Annotated in this window: 13 protein-coding genes; 12 read left to right on the forward strand and 1 reads right to left on the reverse strand. The window is 74.5% G+C overall.

Translation table 11 applies throughout. The annotated features are described in order from the left end of the window. Positions 1 to 140 precede the first annotated feature (140 nt). The 9 genes from ACIA6B_RS11855 to ACIA6B_RS11895 all read left to right on the forward strand — a co-directional run bounded on the left by ACIA6B_RS11855 (position 141) and on the right by ACIA6B_RS11895 (position 11,655). Positions 141 to 845 carry an ANTAR domain-containing protein gene (locus ACIA6B_RS11855; RefSeq protein ID WP_396772689.1) on the forward strand — a complete coding sequence of 235 codons (705 nt, stop codon included), beginning with the start codon at positions 141 to 143 and terminating at the stop codon, positions 843 to 845. A gap of 37 nt (positions 846 to 882) precedes the next feature. After that, a complete protein-coding gene (locus ACIA6B_RS11860; protein WP_396772690.1) occupies positions 883 to 2,085 on the forward strand; it encodes an aromatic acid exporter family protein in 1,203 nt (400 codons plus the stop codon). A gap of 212 nt (positions 2,086 to 2,297) precedes the next feature. Beyond that, positions 2,298 to 2,387, forward strand: coding sequence for a K(+)-transporting ATPase subunit F (kdpF, locus tag ACIA6B_RS11865; protein ID WP_088643699.1), 90 nt, complete (start codon positions 2,298 to 2,300; stop codon positions 2,385 to 2,387). Further along, positions 2,387 to 4,042, forward strand: coding sequence for a potassium-transporting ATPase subunit KdpA (gene kdpA, locus ACIA6B_RS11870; RefSeq protein ID WP_396772691.1), 1,656 nt, complete (start codon positions 2,387 to 2,389; stop codon positions 4,040 to 4,042). The genes kdpF and kdpA overlap by 1 nt, the downstream gene beginning before the upstream one ends. A 20-nt stretch (positions 4,043 to 4,062) precedes the next feature. Beyond that, positions 4,063 to 6,294 carry a potassium-transporting ATPase subunit KdpB gene (kdpB, locus tag ACIA6B_RS11875; RefSeq protein ID WP_396772692.1) on the forward strand — a complete coding sequence of 744 codons (2,232 nt, stop codon included), beginning with the start codon at positions 4,063 to 4,065 and terminating at the stop codon, positions 6,292 to 6,294. After that, positions 6,294 to 7,175: a potassium-transporting ATPase subunit C gene (locus ACIA6B_RS11880; protein WP_396772693.1), complete on the forward strand. Its 882-nt coding sequence runs from the start codon at positions 6,294 to 6,296 to the stop codon at positions 7,173 to 7,175. Before kdpB ends, ACIA6B_RS11880 begins: the two co-directional genes overlap by 1 nt. Positions 7,176 to 7,254: 79 nt before the next feature. After that, positions 7,255 to 9,801 (forward strand): DUF4118 domain-containing protein, encoded by a 2,547-nt coding sequence (locus ACIA6B_RS11885; RefSeq protein ID WP_396772694.1) that lies wholly within the window; start codon positions 7,255 to 7,257, stop codon positions 9,799 to 9,801. Further along, positions 9,798 to 10,478 carry a response regulator gene (locus tag ACIA6B_RS11890; protein WP_396772695.1) on the forward strand — a complete coding sequence of 227 codons (681 nt, stop codon included), beginning with the start codon at positions 9,798 to 9,800 and terminating at the stop codon, positions 10,476 to 10,478. The genes ACIA6B_RS11885 and ACIA6B_RS11890 overlap by 4 nt, the downstream gene beginning before the upstream one ends. Before the next feature lie 58 nt (positions 10,479 to 10,536). Continuing rightward, a complete protein-coding gene (locus ACIA6B_RS11895) occupies positions 10,537 to 11,655 on the forward strand; it encodes a magnesium and cobalt transport protein CorA (protein ID WP_396772696.1) in 1,119 nt (372 codons plus the stop codon). Here the strand turns inward: ACIA6B_RS11895 and ACIA6B_RS11900 are convergent. After that, entirely contained in the window at positions 11,633 to 12,814 is a 1,182-nt protein-coding gene (locus ACIA6B_RS11900) for an MFS transporter (RefSeq protein WP_396772697.1), read from the reverse strand. The genes ACIA6B_RS11895 and ACIA6B_RS11900 overlap by 23 nt on opposite strands. A gap of 174 nt (positions 12,815 to 12,988) precedes the next feature. On the opposite strand from ACIA6B_RS11900, the gene ACIA6B_RS11905 reads away from it, so the two are divergent. From ACIA6B_RS11905 to ACIA6B_RS11915, 3 genes are all read left to right on the forward strand, one after another. Further along, positions 12,989 to 13,909, forward strand: coding sequence for an ion transporter (locus ACIA6B_RS11905; protein WP_396772698.1), 921 nt, complete (start codon positions 12,989 to 12,991; stop codon positions 13,907 to 13,909). 78 nt (positions 13,910 to 13,987) lie between these two features. Next, a complete protein-coding gene (locus tag ACIA6B_RS11910; RefSeq protein WP_396773142.1) occupies positions 13,988 to 14,605 on the forward strand; it encodes an ATP-binding cassette domain-containing protein in 618 nt (205 codons plus the stop codon). After that, positions 14,602 to 16,014: a DUF6297 family protein gene (locus ACIA6B_RS11915; protein WP_396772699.1), complete on the forward strand. Its 1,413-nt coding sequence runs from the start codon at positions 14,602 to 14,604 to the stop codon at positions 16,012 to 16,014. Before ACIA6B_RS11910 ends, ACIA6B_RS11915 begins: the two co-directional genes overlap by 4 nt. Positions 16,015 to 16,029 lie beyond the last annotated feature (15 nt).

The following is a 16,029-nucleotide window of genomic DNA, read 5'->3' on the forward strand; positions in this document are numbered from 1 at the left end:
GGCGCATGTCTTGACCCGTTCTCGACACTACGTCGATCCGACCGCCGCCGCACCTCGGGCTTCCCGGCGGCCCGGGACCCCGGCGAGTAGGTTGGGCGGTGCCCGACCCGTCCGACCGCCGGCCGACGAAGGACATGCTGATGACAGCCCCGCCCACGGACCCCGGCGACGCCCTGGCCGAGCTGAGCCGCATCCGGCTCGACGAGGTCGACCTGGCGGACATCCTGCGCCGCGTCGCCGAGCTGGCGAACCAGACCGTCCCGGGCAGCGCGCACGTGACGGTCACCCTCGCTCAGGGCGGTGCCAACTCCAGCGCCGCCTGCACCAGCGACCTGGCCCGGCAGCTCGACGAGTGGCAGTACCGGTACGAGCGAGGGCCCTGCCTGGACGCCGCGGCCAGCGCGGCCAGCATCTCGCTGCCCGACCTGGCGGTGGAGGAGCGCTGGCCGGAGTGGGCCGCCCAGGCCCGGGCGGCGGGCGTCGGGAGTTCCCTGTCGATCGGCCTGCCGATCCAGGAGGCCGTCACCGGCGCGCTCAACGTCTACGGCCTCACCGCGCATGCGTTCGACAGCGCGGCCGTGCGGACGGCGGAGAACTTCGCCGCGTACGCCGCGGTCGCCCTGGCCAACGCGCACCTCTACGACAACGCCGCGACGCTGGCCCGGCAGATGCAGGAGGCGATGCGCAGCCGGGCGGTGATCGAGCAGGCCAAGGGGATCATCATGGGTGAGCGGCGATGCACGGCGGACGAGGCGTTCGCGTTGCTGTCGAAGCTCTCCCAGGACGCCAACCGCAAGGTGCGCGAGGTGGCCGAGGCACTGGTCGCCAACGCCGCCGGTCGCTGAACGGGATTGGTCCGCCCGGAAACGGGTACGCCCGGCCGTGGCCGGTGCGGGAGCGGGCGGCGGTGACCAGGCCGCCGGGGACAGGACCGCCGGTGACCAGCGCCTCGTCCGCCGGCTGCGGGCCGTGCCGGCGCTGCTGACAGACCGGTTCCGCCGGGTACGCGCGGGCGCCGGGCTGGCCGCCCAGGCCGGGTTGGCTGCCGGCCTCTCCTGGTGGGCCGCGGACTCGCTGCTGCACGTGGCCCAACCGGTCTTCGCCCCGATCTCGGCGGTGGTGGCGCTCGCCGCCTCGGTGGGGCAACGCCTGCGCCGAACCGTCGAACTGGTTCTCGGCGTGGCGGTCGGCATCCTGATCGGCAACCTGTTGATCAGGCTGGTCGGGGTCGGCGCCTGGCAGCTCGGCGCCATCGTGGCGCTGGCCGTCCTGGTGGCGGCGTTCGTCGGTCGCAGCCCGGCGTTGGTGGTCCAGGCCGGGGCGACCGCGGTGCTGATCGGCACGCTGACGCCGACCATGCCGGACCTCGAAGCGCCCCGGGTGGTCGACGCGCTGATCGGCGGCGCCGCGACGCTGCTGGTGACGGCCGTGCTGCTGCCCCTGAACCCGCTGCGGATCATCAACCGGGCGGCCGGTCCCGCGCTGGCGCTGCTCGCCGACCAGTTGGACCGCACCGCCGCCGCCCTGCGCGAGCGGGACGTCGAGGCGGCGATCGCCGCCCGGGACCGGCTGCGCGACAACAAGGAGGAGATGGGCGCGTTCGGTGAGGCCGCGCAGGGCGCCCGGGAGGCCGCCACGCTCTCGCCGGTCTACTGGACCGCCCGGCAGGGGCCGCTCGGCCGGTACGCGAACTCGGTCGAGCCGGTGGACCGGGCGATGCGCAACAGCGGCACGCTGATCCGGCGGGCGGTCACGCTGCTCGCCGACGGCGAGCGGATCCCGGACGCCATGCCGGCCGCCGTGTCGGGGCTGGCCGAGGCGGCCCGCAGGCTGCGCAGGGAGTTCGCCCGGGGCGTGGCGGAGCCGACCCGCTGCCGGGAGGCCGCGCTGCGGGCGGTGGCCGAGGCCGGGCACGCGTACCGGGCCGGGGTGGACTTCTCCGGCGCGGTCGTGGTGGCCCAGGTGCGCACCGCGGCCAGTGACCTGCTGGTCGCCACCGACGTCGACCAGGACGAGGCGAACCGGCTGGTCCGGTCCGCGTTCGGCCCGCTCGACCGGGCGGCGCGGCCCGACCCGTCCGCGTGAAGGACGCGTCAAGAAACCGCCGTCCGGCGTGATGGTCGCGTGATGACCCCTGTCCGTGTGCGCCACCCGGCGTTGTGATGGTCCGGCGCGGCCGGGAGTCGGTCGCGGGACATCCGCTAGGAGAGGTCAGCCGTGTCTGACGTGCTGTTCGTGTTGCTGACGGTGGGGCTGTTCGCGGCGCTCGCCCTCGTGGTGAGGGGCGTGGAGAAGCGGTGAACGCCGTCAACGCCGTCGGCCTGGTGCTGGCGATCGGGCTGGGCGTGTTCCTGGTCGTCGCCCTGCTGTTCCCGGAGCGCTTCTGATGAGCATGACGACAGCCGGGGTGCTCTTCGTCCTGTCGCTGGTGGTGGCGCTGGTCGCCGCGCACCGGCCGGTCGGGGACCTGATGTACCGGGTGGTCGCCGGCACCCGGTCCACCCGCGTCGAGCGGCTCGTCTACCGCCTGGTCGGCGTCGACCCGGCGGCCGGGCAGACCTGGGGCGCGTACGCCCGCGGTGTGCTGGCCTTCTCGGCCGTCTCGATCCTGTTCCTGTACGCGCTCCAGCGCCTCCAGAACCACCTCTGGCTCTCGCTGGGCCGGGACCCGGTGGTGCCGCACGGCGCGTGGAACACCGCGGTGTCGTTCGTGACGAACACGAACTGGCAGTGGTACTCCGGTGAGTCGACCATGGGCCACCTGGTGCAGATGGCCGGCCTGGCGGTGCAGAACTTCGTCTCCGCCGCGGTCGGCATCGCCGTCGCGGTGGCGCTGGTGCGGGGCTTCGCCCGTGCCCGCACCGGCGAGCTGGGCAACTTCTGGGTCGACCTGACCCGGATCACGCTGCGGATCCTGCTGCCGGTCGCGGTGCTCGGCGCGATCGTGCTGATGCTCGGCGGGGTGGTGCAGAACCTCTCCGGCGGCACCGACGTGACCACGCTGACCGGCGGCGCCCAGACGGTCACCGGTGGGCCGGTGGCCAGCCAGGAGGTCATCAAGGAGCTGGGCACCAACGGCGGCGGCTTCTACAACGCCAACAGCGCCCACCCGTTCGAGAACCCGACCGCGTGGACGAACTGGATCGAGATCTTCCTGATCCTGCTCATCCCGTTCAGCCTGCCCCGGGTGTTCGGCCGGATGGTCGGGCAGAACCGGCAGGGTCACGCGATCGCGGCGGTGATGGCGATCCTGGCGTTGGCCGGCGTCACCCTGACCAACGTGTTCGAGCTGGCCGGGCACGGCACGGTGCCGCAGGCGGTCGGCGCGGCGCTGGAGGGCAAGGAGGTGCGGTTCGACGTGTCGAACTCGGCCACCTTCGCGGCGGCCACCACGCTCACCTCGACCGGCGCGGTGAACTCGTTCCACGACTCGTACACCGCGCTCGGCGGGATGATGACGCTCGGCAACATGATGCTCGGCGAGGTCGCCCCCGGTGGCGTCGGCGCCGGCCTGTACGGGCTGCTGGTCCTCGCGGTGCTCACGGTCTTCGTCGCCGGCCTGATGGTCGGCCGGACGCCGGAGTACCTGGGCAAGCGGATCGGGTCACGCGAGATCACGTTCGCCTCGACGTACTTCCTGGTCACCCCGGCCCTGGTGCTGGGCGGCACCGCCGCCGCGTTCGCCACCGGCAACGCCTCGACCGCGCTCAACGTCGGCCCGCACGGGCTCTCCGAGGTGCTCTACGCGTTCACCTCGGCGAGCAACAACAACGGCTCGGCGTTCGCCGGCATCACCGTGAACACGCAGTGGTGGAACACCGCGCTGGGGCTGTGCATGCTGCTCGGCCGGTTCCTGCCGATCATCTTCGTGCTGGCCCTGGCCGGTTCGCTGGCCCGCCAGCAGCCCAGACCCGCGTCCGAGGGCACCCTGCCGACCCACCGGCCGCTCTTCGTCGGCATGGTCGTCGGCGTCACGGTGGTCCTGGTCGCGCTCACCTTCCTGCCCGCCCTCGCGCTCGGCCCGCTGGCCGAAGGGCTGTGACCACCATGAGAGACAAGGACATGACGGCACCTCTCGACACCGCCGGCACGCCGGCCGCCACCGCCGGCCCGGCCGCCACCGCCGGCCCGGCCGCCACCGCCACGCCGGCCGCCCCGGCGACGCCGGTCGCCCGGGGCGACCGGGCCGGCGGCGGACTGCTCGACCCGCGTCTGTTGCTCGCGTCGCTGCCGGACGCGCTGCGCAAGCTCGACCCACGCACCCTCTGGCGCAACCCGGTGATGCTGATCGTCGAGATCGGCGCGCTGTTCACCACCGTGCTCACGGTGGCCGACCCGTCCGTGTTCGCCTGGTCGATCACCGGCTGGCTGTGGCTGACAGTGGTCTTCGCCAACCTCGCCGAGGCGGTCGCCGAGGGGCGGGGCAAGGCCCAGGCGGACACGCTGCGCCGGGCCCGGCAGGACACCGTCGCCACCCGCCTGCTCGGCTGGACGCCGGGCGCGGCGGCCGACGCGTACCGGGACGAGACGGTGCCCGCGCCGCGGCTCCGGCCGGGCGACATCGTGCTGGTCCAGGCCGGCGGGATCGTCCCGGGCGACGGCGACGTGGTCGAGGGCATCGCCAGCGTCGACGAGTCGGCGATCACCGGCGAGTCGGCCCCGGTGATCCGGGAGTCCGGCGGCGACCGCAGCGCGGTCACCGGCGGCACCCGGGTGCTCTCCGACCGGATCGTCGTGCGGATCACGCAGAAGCCGGGCGAGAGCTTCATCGACCGCATGATCGCGTTGGTCGAGGGCGCCAACCGGCAGAAGACGCCGAACGAGATCGCGCTCAACATCCTGCTGGCCGCGCTGACGATCATCTTCCTGCTCGCGGTGGTCACGCTCCAGCCGATGACGATCTTCGCGAAGGAGTGGCAGGCCGCGGCGCCGGACACCCCGGCGGTCACCGACGCCGGCGTCACCGGCATCGTGCTGGTCTCCCTCCTGGTCTGCCTCATCCCGACCACGATCGGCGCGCTGCTCTCCGCGATCGGCATCGCCGGCATGGACCGCCTCGTCCAGCGCAACGTGCTCGCCATGAGCGGCCGGGCGGTCGAGGCGGCCGGTGACGTCAACACGCTGCTGCTGGACAAGACCGGCACGATCACGCTCGGCAACCGGCAGGCCGCCGAGTTCCTGCCGGTCGACGGCGTCGACGCGACCACGGTCGCGGACGCGGCGCAGCTCTCCAGCCTGGCCGACGAGACGCCGGAGGGACGCTCGGTGGTGGTGCTGGCCAGGACCGGGTTCGGGCTGCGCGACCGGGAACCCGGCCTCGTCCCGCACGCCACGTTCGTGCCGTTCACCGCACAGACCCGGATGAGCGGCGTCGACCTGGCCGTCGAGGGCGGCGTCCGACAGGTCCGCAAGGGCGCCGCCGCCGCGGTGACGACATGGGTACGCGAGCACGGCGGCCACCCGACCGGGCAGGTCGACGCGCTCGTCGACGCGATCAGCGGCACCGGCGGCACCCCGCTGGTGGTGGCCGAGCACACCGCCGGCGCGCCGGCCCGGGTGCTGGGCGTCATCCACCTCAAGGACGTGGTCAAGGCCGGCATGCGGGAGCGCTTCGACGAGATGCGCCGGATGGGCATCCGCACCGTCATGATCACCGGGGACAACCCGCGTACCGCGAAGGCCATCGCCGACGAGGCCGGCGTGGACGACTTCCTCGCCGAGGCCACCCCGGAGGACAAGCTCGCGCTGATCCGCCGGGAGCAGGAGGGCGGCCGGCTGGTCGCGATGACCGGCGACGGCACCAACGACGCGCCCGCGCTGGCCCAGGCGGACGTCGGCGTGGCGATGAACACCGGCACGTCGGCGGCGAAGGAGGCCGGCAACATGGTCGACCTCGACTCCGACCCGACCAAGCTGATCGAGATCGTGGAGATCGGCAAGCAGTTGCTGATCACCCGGGGCGCGCTGACCACGTTCAGCATCGCCAACGACGTCGCGAAGTACTTCGCGATCATCCCGGCCATCTTCGCCGGCATCTACCCCTCGCTGGACCGGCTGAACGTGATGCGGCTGGCCAGCCCCGAGTCGGCGATCCTGTCCGCGGTCGTCTTCAACGCCATCGTCATCGTCGCGCTGATCCCGCTGGCGCTGCGCGGCGTCCGGCACCGACCGGCCAGCGCGTCGGCGCTGCTGCGCCGCAACCTGTGGCGCTACGGCCTCGGCGGCGTCCTGGTGCCGTTCGCCGGCATCAAACTCATCGACCTGCTCGTCCAACTCATTCCGGGGATCTCGTGATGCGCCTGCCCAGTTGGCTCGCCCCGCACCTGGCCGCCCTGCGCGCGGTGCTCGTCTTCACCGTGCTGCTCGGCCTCGCCTACCCGCTCGCCCTGGTCGCCGTGGGCCGCCTTCCCGGCCTCGACGGCAGGGCGCACGGCTCACTCGTCACCGTCGACGGGCGGCCCGTCGGCAGCTCGCTGATCGGTCAGTCGTTCACCGACGCGGCCGGCGAGCCGGTCCCGCGCTACTTCCAGTCCCGGCCCTCCGCCGCCGGCGACGGCTACGACCCGACCGCCACCGCGGCGAGCAACCTCGGCCCGGAGAGCGTGGTGGACACGCTCGCGGCGGACCCCGCCGACGCCACCCCGAGCCTGCTCACCCAGGTCTGCGCACGCAGCAGAGCGGTCGGCGCGCGGGACGGCGTGGACGGGCGGCGCCCGTACTGCACGCCGGACGGGGTGGGCGCGGTGCTGGCCGTGTTCCGCGCCGACGGCCTCACCGGTCCGGTCACCCGTGTGGTCAGCGTCAACCAGGCCGCGCCGGCGACACCGTTCGTCACCACCTGGGCGGGTGTGCCGGTCGAGCCGGCCCGACCCGGGCGGGACTACGTGGCCGAGGGCGGCGTGATCACCCCGGTCCGGGGCGACGCCCCGGCGCAGCCGGCCGTACCCGCCGACGCGGTCACCGCCAGCGGCAGCGGCCTCGACCCGCACATCTCCCCGGCGTACGCGGAGATCCAGGTGGCCCGCGTGGCGCGGGAGCGCGGCGCGGACCCGGCGGCGGTCCGCCGGCTGGTCGCGGCGCACACCACCGGCCGGGTGCTCGGCTTCATGGGCGAGCCCGCGGTGAACGTGCTGACCCTCAACCTCGCGCTGGACGAGACGTTCCCGGCGCGCTGAGCCGGCCTGTTGACAGGGGCCCCGCCGCTACCGAATGCGTTAGGCGGGGGCTCCTCCTTGATCCTGGGAGGATGGGCAGGTGGGCAGGGGTGAACTGCGGATCTATCTCGGGGCGGCCCCGGGGGTCGGCAAGACGTACGCCATGCTCGAAGAGGCCCGGCGCCGGGCCGAGCGCGGCACCGACGTGGTGGTCGGGCTGGTCGAGACGCACGGCCGCCCGCACACCGCCGCGATGCTCGGTGACCTGGAGGTGGTGCCGCGCCGGTCGGTGAGCCACCGGGGCGTCGACCTCACCGAGATGGACCTCGACGCGGTGCTGGCCCGCCGGCCCGAGGTGGTGGTGGTCGACGAACTGGCCCACACCAACGTCCCCGGCTCCCGGCACGACAAGCGCTGGCAGGACGTGCAGGAGTTGCTCGACGCCGGGATCAGCGTGCTCTCCACGGTCAACGTCCAGCACCTGGAGTCGCTTACCGACGTGGTCGCCCGGATCACCGGCACCACCCAGCGGGAGACCGTGCCGGACCAGGTGGTGCGCGCCGCCGAACAGGTCGAGCTGGTGGACATGACACCGGAGGCGCTGCGTCGCCGGATGGCGCACGGCAACATCTACCGGCCGGACCGGATCGACGCCGCGCTCGGCAACTACTTCCGGCTCGGCAACCTGACCGCGCTGCGCGAGCTGGCGCTGCTCTGGCTGGCCGACAAGGTCGACGAGCAGCTCGACGCGTACCGGGCCCAGCAGGGCATCTCGGACACCTGGGAGGCGCGGGAGCGGGTGGTGGTCGCGCTCACCGGCGGCCCGGAGGGCGAGACGCTGATCCGCCGGGCGGCCCGGATCGCCGCCCGCGGCAAGGGCGCCGACCTGCTCGCCGTGCACGTGGCCCGCAGCGACGGCCTGGCCGGCGCGGACCCGGCCCAACTGGCCCGGCAGCGGGTGCTGGCGGAGAGCCTCGGCGGCACGTACCACCAGGTGCTCGGCACCGACGTGCCGGCCGCGCTGCTCGACTTCGCCCGGGGCGTCAACGCCACCCAGCTCGTGCTCGGCGCCAGCCGGCGGGGCCGGTTCGCCCAGGTGCTCTCCCGGGGCGTCGGCGTGACCACCACCGCGCTCTCCGGCCCGATCGACGTGCACCTGGTCACCCACCCCCAGGCCGGGCGCGGACGCCGCGCGACGGCGGTGCCGGCCGCGTTGTCCCGCCGCCGGCGGCTGCTCGGGTACGCGCTGGCCGTGCTCGGCATGCCGCTGCTCACGCTGCTGCTGCGGACGCTGCCCGACCTCACCCTGACCAACGACATCCTGCTCTTCCTCGCCGGCGTGGTCGGCGTGGCGCTGGTCGGCGGGCTGTGGCCGGCGCTGGTCGCCGCGCTCGGCGGCTCGCTGCTGCTCAACTGGTTCTTCACCCCGCCGTTCCACACGCTGACCATCGCCGAGGCGGACAACCTGCTCGCGCTCGGCGTGTTCGTCGGCGTGGCGGTGGCGGTGAGCGGGGTGGTCGACGTGGCGGCCCGGCGTACCCGGGAGGCGGCGCGGGCGTCCGCCGACGCGCAGACGCTGGCCACCGTCGCCGGCAGCGTGCTGCGTGGCGCGCGCCCGCTGCCGGCGCTGCTGGACCGGCTCCGGGAGACGTTCGGGTTGCGCGCGGTCAGCGTGCTCGAACTCGCCGCCGAGGCGGAGGGGCGGCCGGCCCGGTCCCGCGACGAGGCCGCCTGGCGGGTGGTGGCCAGCGTCGGCGAGGCGCCGCCGGGCAGCCCGGACGCGGGCGAGACGGTGGTGCCGGTGGACGACCGGCTCAGCGTGGTGCTCGCCGGTCGGCGGCTGGCGGCGGCCGACCGCCGGGTGGTCGAGGCGTTCGCCGCCCAGGCCGCCGTCGCGCTGCGCCAGGAGCGGCTCGCCGAGGAGGCCGCCACCGCCCGCCCGCTGGCCGCCGCCGACCGGATGCGCACCGCGCTGCTCGCCGCCGTCAGCCACGACCTGCGGACGCCGCTGGCGTCGGCCAAGGCCGCGGTGAGCAGCCTGCGCAGCCACGACGTCGAGTTCGACGCCGACGACTCGGAGGAGCTGCTGGCCACCGCCGACGAGTCGCTGGACCGGTTGGGCCGGCTGGTGGCGAACCTGCTCGACATGAGCCGGTTGCAGGCCGGCGCGCTCGGCGTCGCCACGACCGCGATCGGGCTGGAGGACGCCGTACCCCGGGCGTTGGACGAGCTGGGCCCGGCGGCGGCCGAGGTGACCACGGACATCCCGGCGGACCTGCCGGCGGCGCTTGCCGATCCCGGCCTGCTGGAACGGGTGCTGGTCAACATCGTCGCCAACGCCCTGCGGCACAGCCCGCCCGGCCGGCCACCGACGATCACCGGCAGCGCGCACGCCGGTCAGGTCGAGGTGCGGGTGATCGACACCGGACCGGGCATCCCGGAGGACCGGTGGGAGCACGTGTTCCTGCCGTTCCAGCGCCTCGGTGACCGGGACAACCGGACCGGGGTGGGGCTGGGCCTGGCGCTGTCCCGGGGGCTCGCCGAGGCGATGGGTGGCAGCATCACCCCGGAGACCACGCCCGGCGGCGGTCTCACCATGGTGCTGCGGCTGCCCGCCGCCACCGAGTCGGAAGGGCCGCGGGAATGACGCGCATCCTGGTCGTCGACGACGAACCGCAGATCGTCCGCGCGCTGCGGATCAACCTGCGGGCCCGCGGCTACGACGTCGACGTGGCCGGCAGCGGCACCGCCGCGTTGAAGGCCGCCGCCGGCCACCCGCCGGACCTGGTGGTGCTCGACCTCGGCCTGCCCGACCTGGACGGCACCGAGGTCATCCGGGGGCTGCGCGGCTGGACCACCGTGCCGATCATCGTGCTCTCCGGCCGGGCCGGCAGCGAGGACAAGGTCGCCGCGCTGGACGCGGGCGCCGACGACTACGTCACCAAGCCGTTCGGGGTGGACGAGCTGCTCGCCCGGATCCGCGCGGTGACCCGACGGCTGGCACCCGCCACCCCCGGCGTTCCCGCGCTGCGCATCGGCCGGACCACCGTCGACCTGGCCGATCGCACCGTCACCCGGGACGACGGCACCGAGATCAAGCTGACCCCCACCCAGTGGGCGGTGCTGGAGAAACTGCTGCGCAACCCCGGCAAGCTGGTCAGCCAGCGGCAGCTCCTGCACGACGTGTGGGGGCCGGAGTACCAGCAGGAGACCACCTACCTCCGGCAGTACCTGGCCCAGCTCCGCCGCAAGCTGGAGGACGACCCGGCCCGGCCCCGCCACCTGATCACCGAGCCCGGCATGGGCTACCGCTACCGGCCCTGACGTTTGCGCCGGCCCGCACGGGGGACTCGGCGAGCCGGTCGGGCAGCGGGGGAGGGGCATGGCGGACAACCGGTTCGTAACGCCGCCGCCGGAGGGGTTCGGCCGCCGCCTGGACGAGCACGCCGTCGACGCCGGCGTGGCCGAGCCGGAACGGCCCGAAGGGCTGGTCGACAGCGGCGTCTACGTCGACGGTGTCCGGCGCGCGTCGCCGGTCGGTCTCGCCGACACGTTCCGCTGCCTGCAACAGCTCGACGGCGGCATGGCCTGGATCGGGCTGCGCCGGCCGAGCCGGGAGCAGATCGCCTCGCTGGCCGCCGAGTTCCAGCTCCCCGAGCTGGCCGTGGAGGACGCGATCAACGCGCACCAGCGACCGAAGCTGGAGCGGTACGGCGACACCCTCTTCGTGGTGCTGCGCGCCGCCCGGTACCTCGACGCGCGGGAGGCGGTGGAGTTCGCCGAGCTGCACCTCTTCCTCGGCCCCGGCTTCGTGATCACCGTCCGGCACGGCGGCACGCCCGACCTGGCAGCCGTCCGGCGGCGGCTGGAAGCGGACCCGACCGTCCTCGCGCTCGGTCCCGAGGCGGTCCTCTACGCCGTGCTCGACCGCGTGGTCGACGGCTACGCCCCGGTGGTCGCCGGCCTGGAGAACGACATCGACGAGATCGAGACCGAGGTGTTCGGCGGCGACCCGAACGCCAGCCGCCGCATCTACCAGCTCAGCCGCGAGGTGATCCAGTTCCAGCGGGCGGCGCGACCGCTGCTCAAGGTGGTCGAGGCGCTCTCCGACGGCTTCGACCGCTACGGCACGGACGAGGAGCTGCGCCGCCTGCTGCGCGACGTGGCCGACCATCTGACCCAGGTGGTGGAGCGGGTGGACGGGTTCCGGCACCTGCTCCAGAACATCCTCACCGTCAACGCGACGCTGGTCTCGCAGGCGCAGAACGAGGAGATGCGCAGCCTCACCGCGGCCAGCTTCGAGCAGAACGAGGAGGTCAAGCGCGTCTCCGCCTGGGCGGCGATCCTGTTCGCGCCCACCCTGATCGGCACCGTCTACGGCATGAACTTCACCCACATGCCGGAGCTGGGCTGGCGGTACGGCTACCTGTTCGCGGTCGCCCTGATGTTCGCCGTCTGCGCGGCGCTCTACCTGCTGTTCAAGCGCCGCGGCTGGCTGTGAGTCCGACCGGCCGGGCGGGGCGCGCGACCGTCCACAGCACCGCGGCGCCGAGCAGCGCGGCGGCGGGCGCGACCACCAGCCCGTACCGGACGCCGGCCGAGACGCCGGCGAGCGCCGAGCCGGCCGCGCTGCCCACCACGAAGGCGGTGCTCACCCAGGCGAACGCCTCGGCCACCGTGCCGGGCTCGGCGAGCCGCTCGGCGGTGAGGAAGACGGCGGTCAGCACCGGCGGCAGCGCCAGCCCGCTGACCGCGAGCAGGCCGGCCATCGGCACCGGGCCGGGCGCCAGCAGCAGCGGCAGGAAACCGACGGTGAGCGCGGCGGCCAGCAGCGGCAGCCGGCCGGGCCCGCCCGGCCGGACCCGGGTCCAGCACAGGCCGCCGACCAGCGCGCCGGTCGCCTGCGCGGCCAGCAGCCACCCGCTGAGCCGCCGGTCGCCGGCCGCCTCGGCGTAGCCGGTCACCGCCACCGCGATGCTGCCCACCGCCGCGCCGACGCCGACCACGCCGAGCATCATCACCGCGAAGCGGGGTACGCGCAGCGGCCCGGCCCAGTGCCGCACCGCGGCCACCCCGCGCCAGGACCGGGCGGCCGGACTCAGCGCGTACACCGCGGTGCCGGCGAGCTGCACCACGGCGGCGGCGAACAGCCCGGCGGACGGCCCACCGACGGTCACCGCGAGCAGCGTGACCAGCGGGCCCACCACGAAGATCACTTCCTGGACGGCGATGTCCAGCGTGTACGCGGTGGGCACCGTGCCCGGCGGCAGCAGCGCCGGCCAGAGCGTGCGCAGGCACGCCTCCAGCGGCGGGGTGCCGAGTCCGGCGACCGCCGCGCCGGTGACCGCGCCGGCCAGGTGCCCGCCGGTGAGCGCCACCGCGCCGAAGCCGAGCCCGGAGACGACCGCCGCCGCCCAGAGCACCGGCGGCTGCCGCCAGCGGTCCACCGCCCGGGCCAGCAGCGGGGTGCCCACCGCCATGCCGGCCGTGTACGCGGCGACCAGCAGGCCGGCGACGGCCAGGCTCAGCGACTGGCGGGCGAAGAGGAGCAGCGCCAGCGGGCCGCTGGCGGTGGGCAGCCGGCCGAGCTGGCTGCCCAGGAGGACGCGGGCGACCTGCGGGGCACGCAGCACCGCCCGGATGGAAACGTCGACGGACATGGGGCATCGCTCCCGGAGTGCGGATCGGGTGGAGGCGTCGGCGGTGCCGCACGCCTCAGGGAGCGAAGTCGGCCCGGTCGGGGTCGTCGCCGTAGAGCGGGAGGGCCGGTGTGATCCACTGCGCGAAGGCGGTCGCCGGGATCATCCGCCGACGTTAACCCATAGGGTGTCGGAATGGTTGACCGGCGGACCGACGTGCCGGCCCAGCGGGGGGCGCGCCGTCCGGGCGGCACGGAACGGGGACTGGCGGCCGGGTGCGCCCGGATCGTCGCGTCCCGGACGTTCGAGGTCGCGATCGTCGTGCTCATCATGGCCAACGGCGTCGTGCTGGGCATCGAGACGTACCCGCATCCGGATGCCACGGCGGCGGTGCTGCGCGGCATCGAGTGGGTGTTCCGGGTGGTCTTCGTCGTGGAGATCGCCGTCCGGGTGCTCGCGTACGGGCGCCGGCCGCAGGACTTCCTCCGGCACGGCTGGAACGTGTTCGACCTGCTGGTGACCGTCGCGATCTTCATCCCGTGGCTGCACGGCGACCCGGCCGTGCTGCGCTTCGTGCGGGTGGCCCGGGTGTTGCGGCTGGTCCGTTTCTCGCCCGGCCTGCGCACCATCGTGACCGCGCTGTGGCGCAGCCTGCCCGGCGTGGCGGCGTTCCTGGCGCTGGCCGGCGTCACGCTCTACGTCTACGGCATGGCCGGCTGGCTGATCTTCGGTGACCGCTACCCGGAGCAGTACGGCGACATCGGCCGCTCGCTGGTGACGCTCTTCGTGCTGCTCTCCCTGGAGACGCTGCCCGACCTGCTCGAACAGGGCCTGGCGGTGTCGCCGTGGACACTGCTCTACTACGTCAGCTTCGTGATGATCGCGGTCAACCTGCTGCTGAACATCCTCATCGCCGTCATCGTCAACTCGATGGAGGAGGCCCGCCGGCTGGAGATGACCGAGGGGCTGGCGCCGGACTACGACTCCGACGGCGACGGGGTGCCGGACGAGGTGGACCGGATCGCCATCAGCCAGCGCCTGGACGACCTGCGTACGGTCGTCGCCGAGCTGGAGCGGGAACTGCGGATCGACCGGGAGGACGCGCACCGGCGCTGAGCCCGCAGCAGGGCGGGTCGCGCCGCTGCGCCACGGTCGGACGGCTGCGTCGCTGTGCCACAGTGTGGAGTCGTGGACATGCTCACGGTACGCGGCCTGACCCGGCGGTTCGGACAGTTGACAGTGCTGGAGGACGTGTCCTTCGGCCTGGCCGCCGGCCGGCTGGCCGTGGTGGTCGGGCCGAACGGCAGTGGGAAGACCACGCTGCTGCGGTGCGTGGTGGGCGCGGACCGCCCCGACGCGGGCGAGGTGCTGCTGGACGGTCGGCGCTGCTACGAGACCGATGCCCGGACGCGCGCCCTGCTGGCCGCCGCGCTTGACGACATCGACTTCTTTCCGGACCTGTCCGTCGTCGAGCACCTCGAACTCGTCGCGTACGCCCATGGGGGGTCCGGTGCGACGGTGGCCGAGGTGATCGCCGAGCTGGGGCTGGAGCGCGCCCGCGACCAGTTGCCCTCGACGCTGTCCAGCGGGCAGCGGCGGCGGCTGGCATTGGCCTCGTGTTTCGTCCGCCCCCGCCGCCTGCTCGTGCTGGACGAGCCGGAGCAGCGCCTCGACGCCCGGGGCCGGGCGTGGCTGGCCGACCGGCTGCTGCGCGAGAAGCGGGCGGGCACGGCCGTGTTGATGGCGACGCACGACGCCGAGCTGGCGGCGGCGACCGCGGACGACCGGCTCGAGATCGGCGGCGGTGCGTGAGCACGGAACTCGGCGTCCGGCCGGGCAGCCCGCCCGACGCGCGCCGGCTCCGGGGCCGGCTGCGGCGGACCCGGCGACGCCACCGGGCGGTGTCGCTCGGTGACGTGCTCACCGACGCCTACGTCCTCGTGCTCTTCGCCGGCATGTACGGCTGGGCGCTGGTGAGCGAGGTACGCGACTACCTCGGGTCACCGTCGGGTCGGCAGGGTGGTCCGGGTGATCGGTACTGGCTCGGGGTCGCCGCCGCCCTGGCCGTCGCCGGGCTCGCCTGGCGGGGCCTGCGGGCGGTGGGCCCGCTGGTGGTGTCGCCGGCCGCGCAGTCCTGGGTGGTCAGCTCGCCGGTCGACCGGCGGGGCTGGCTGTTGCCCCGCTTCGTCGTGCTGCTGGTCGCGGCGGTCGCCGGTGGTAGCCTGGTCGGTCTGGCCGCGGCGGTGGCGACCGGCGCCGGCGGCGCGACCGACCTCGCCGGCTCGGCCGTGGCCGGGGCCGCCTACGGCACGCTGGCCGTGGTGTCGGCGGTCGTCGCCCAGGGCGGCCCGCGCCGGGCCGGCTGGGCGCGGATCCTCGACCGAGGGCTGTTCGGCGCCGCCGCCGTGGTGGCGGCGGCGCTGGTCGTGGGCCACCTGACCGGGTTCTCCGTGCCACCGCCGACGGCGTCCCTCGGCTGGGCGCTCGGGTTCGCGGCGGTGCCCCCGGTCGTGGTGGCCGTCCGCCGGGCGTACCGGGCGCTGCCGTCGGTGGACCGGGCGTCCCTGGTCAGTGGCGCCCAGGTGGCGGACGCGGCAGCCGGCGCCGCGCTGCTGCTCGACCCGTCGTTCCTCACCGGTCTGGTGGAGAGCCGCCGCTGGCGGTCGATCGGCGTGGTGTCGAGTCGCCGGTTCCGCCCGCTCGGCCGGTTCGGCGTGCTGGTGCAGGCCGAGCTGTGGCGTCCGGTCCGCCACCCCAGCGCGCTCGTGGTCTGGGTGGCCCTGCTGCTCACCCTGTACGCGGTCGCGGTGGCGCTGCCCACGCTGGCCGGCCCGGCGCAGGTGGTCCTCGGGTTCCTGGCGGTCGGCCGGTTGACCGGTGGCCTGCGTGCCGTCGGGCGTTCCGCCGGCCTGCGCCGCTCGCTGGGCGGCGGGGACACCGTGCTCAACCTGGCGCACCTGGTGGTGCCGGCGGTGTCCGTGGCGATCTGGTACGCGGTCTCCCTGCCGATGGTGCGCGCCGGCGTCGGCGTGCTCGACGGGGTGCTGGTGCTCGGCACCGTGGCCGCCGCCTACCGGGCCGCCACCCGGCCGCCGATGACGTACGGCGGTGTCGCCGTGGACACCCCCGTCGGAATGATCCCGGTCGATCTCGTTCGGCAGGTGGTCCGGGGACCGGACGTGGTCGGCGCGTTGGTCGTGGCGCAGCTTCTCTGGCCCTGACCTGGGCCGGCTCGC

The organism is Micromonospora sp. NPDC051141, assembly GCF_044455765.1.
GTDB lineage: Bacteria > Actinomycetota > Actinomycetes > Mycobacteriales > Micromonosporaceae > Micromonospora.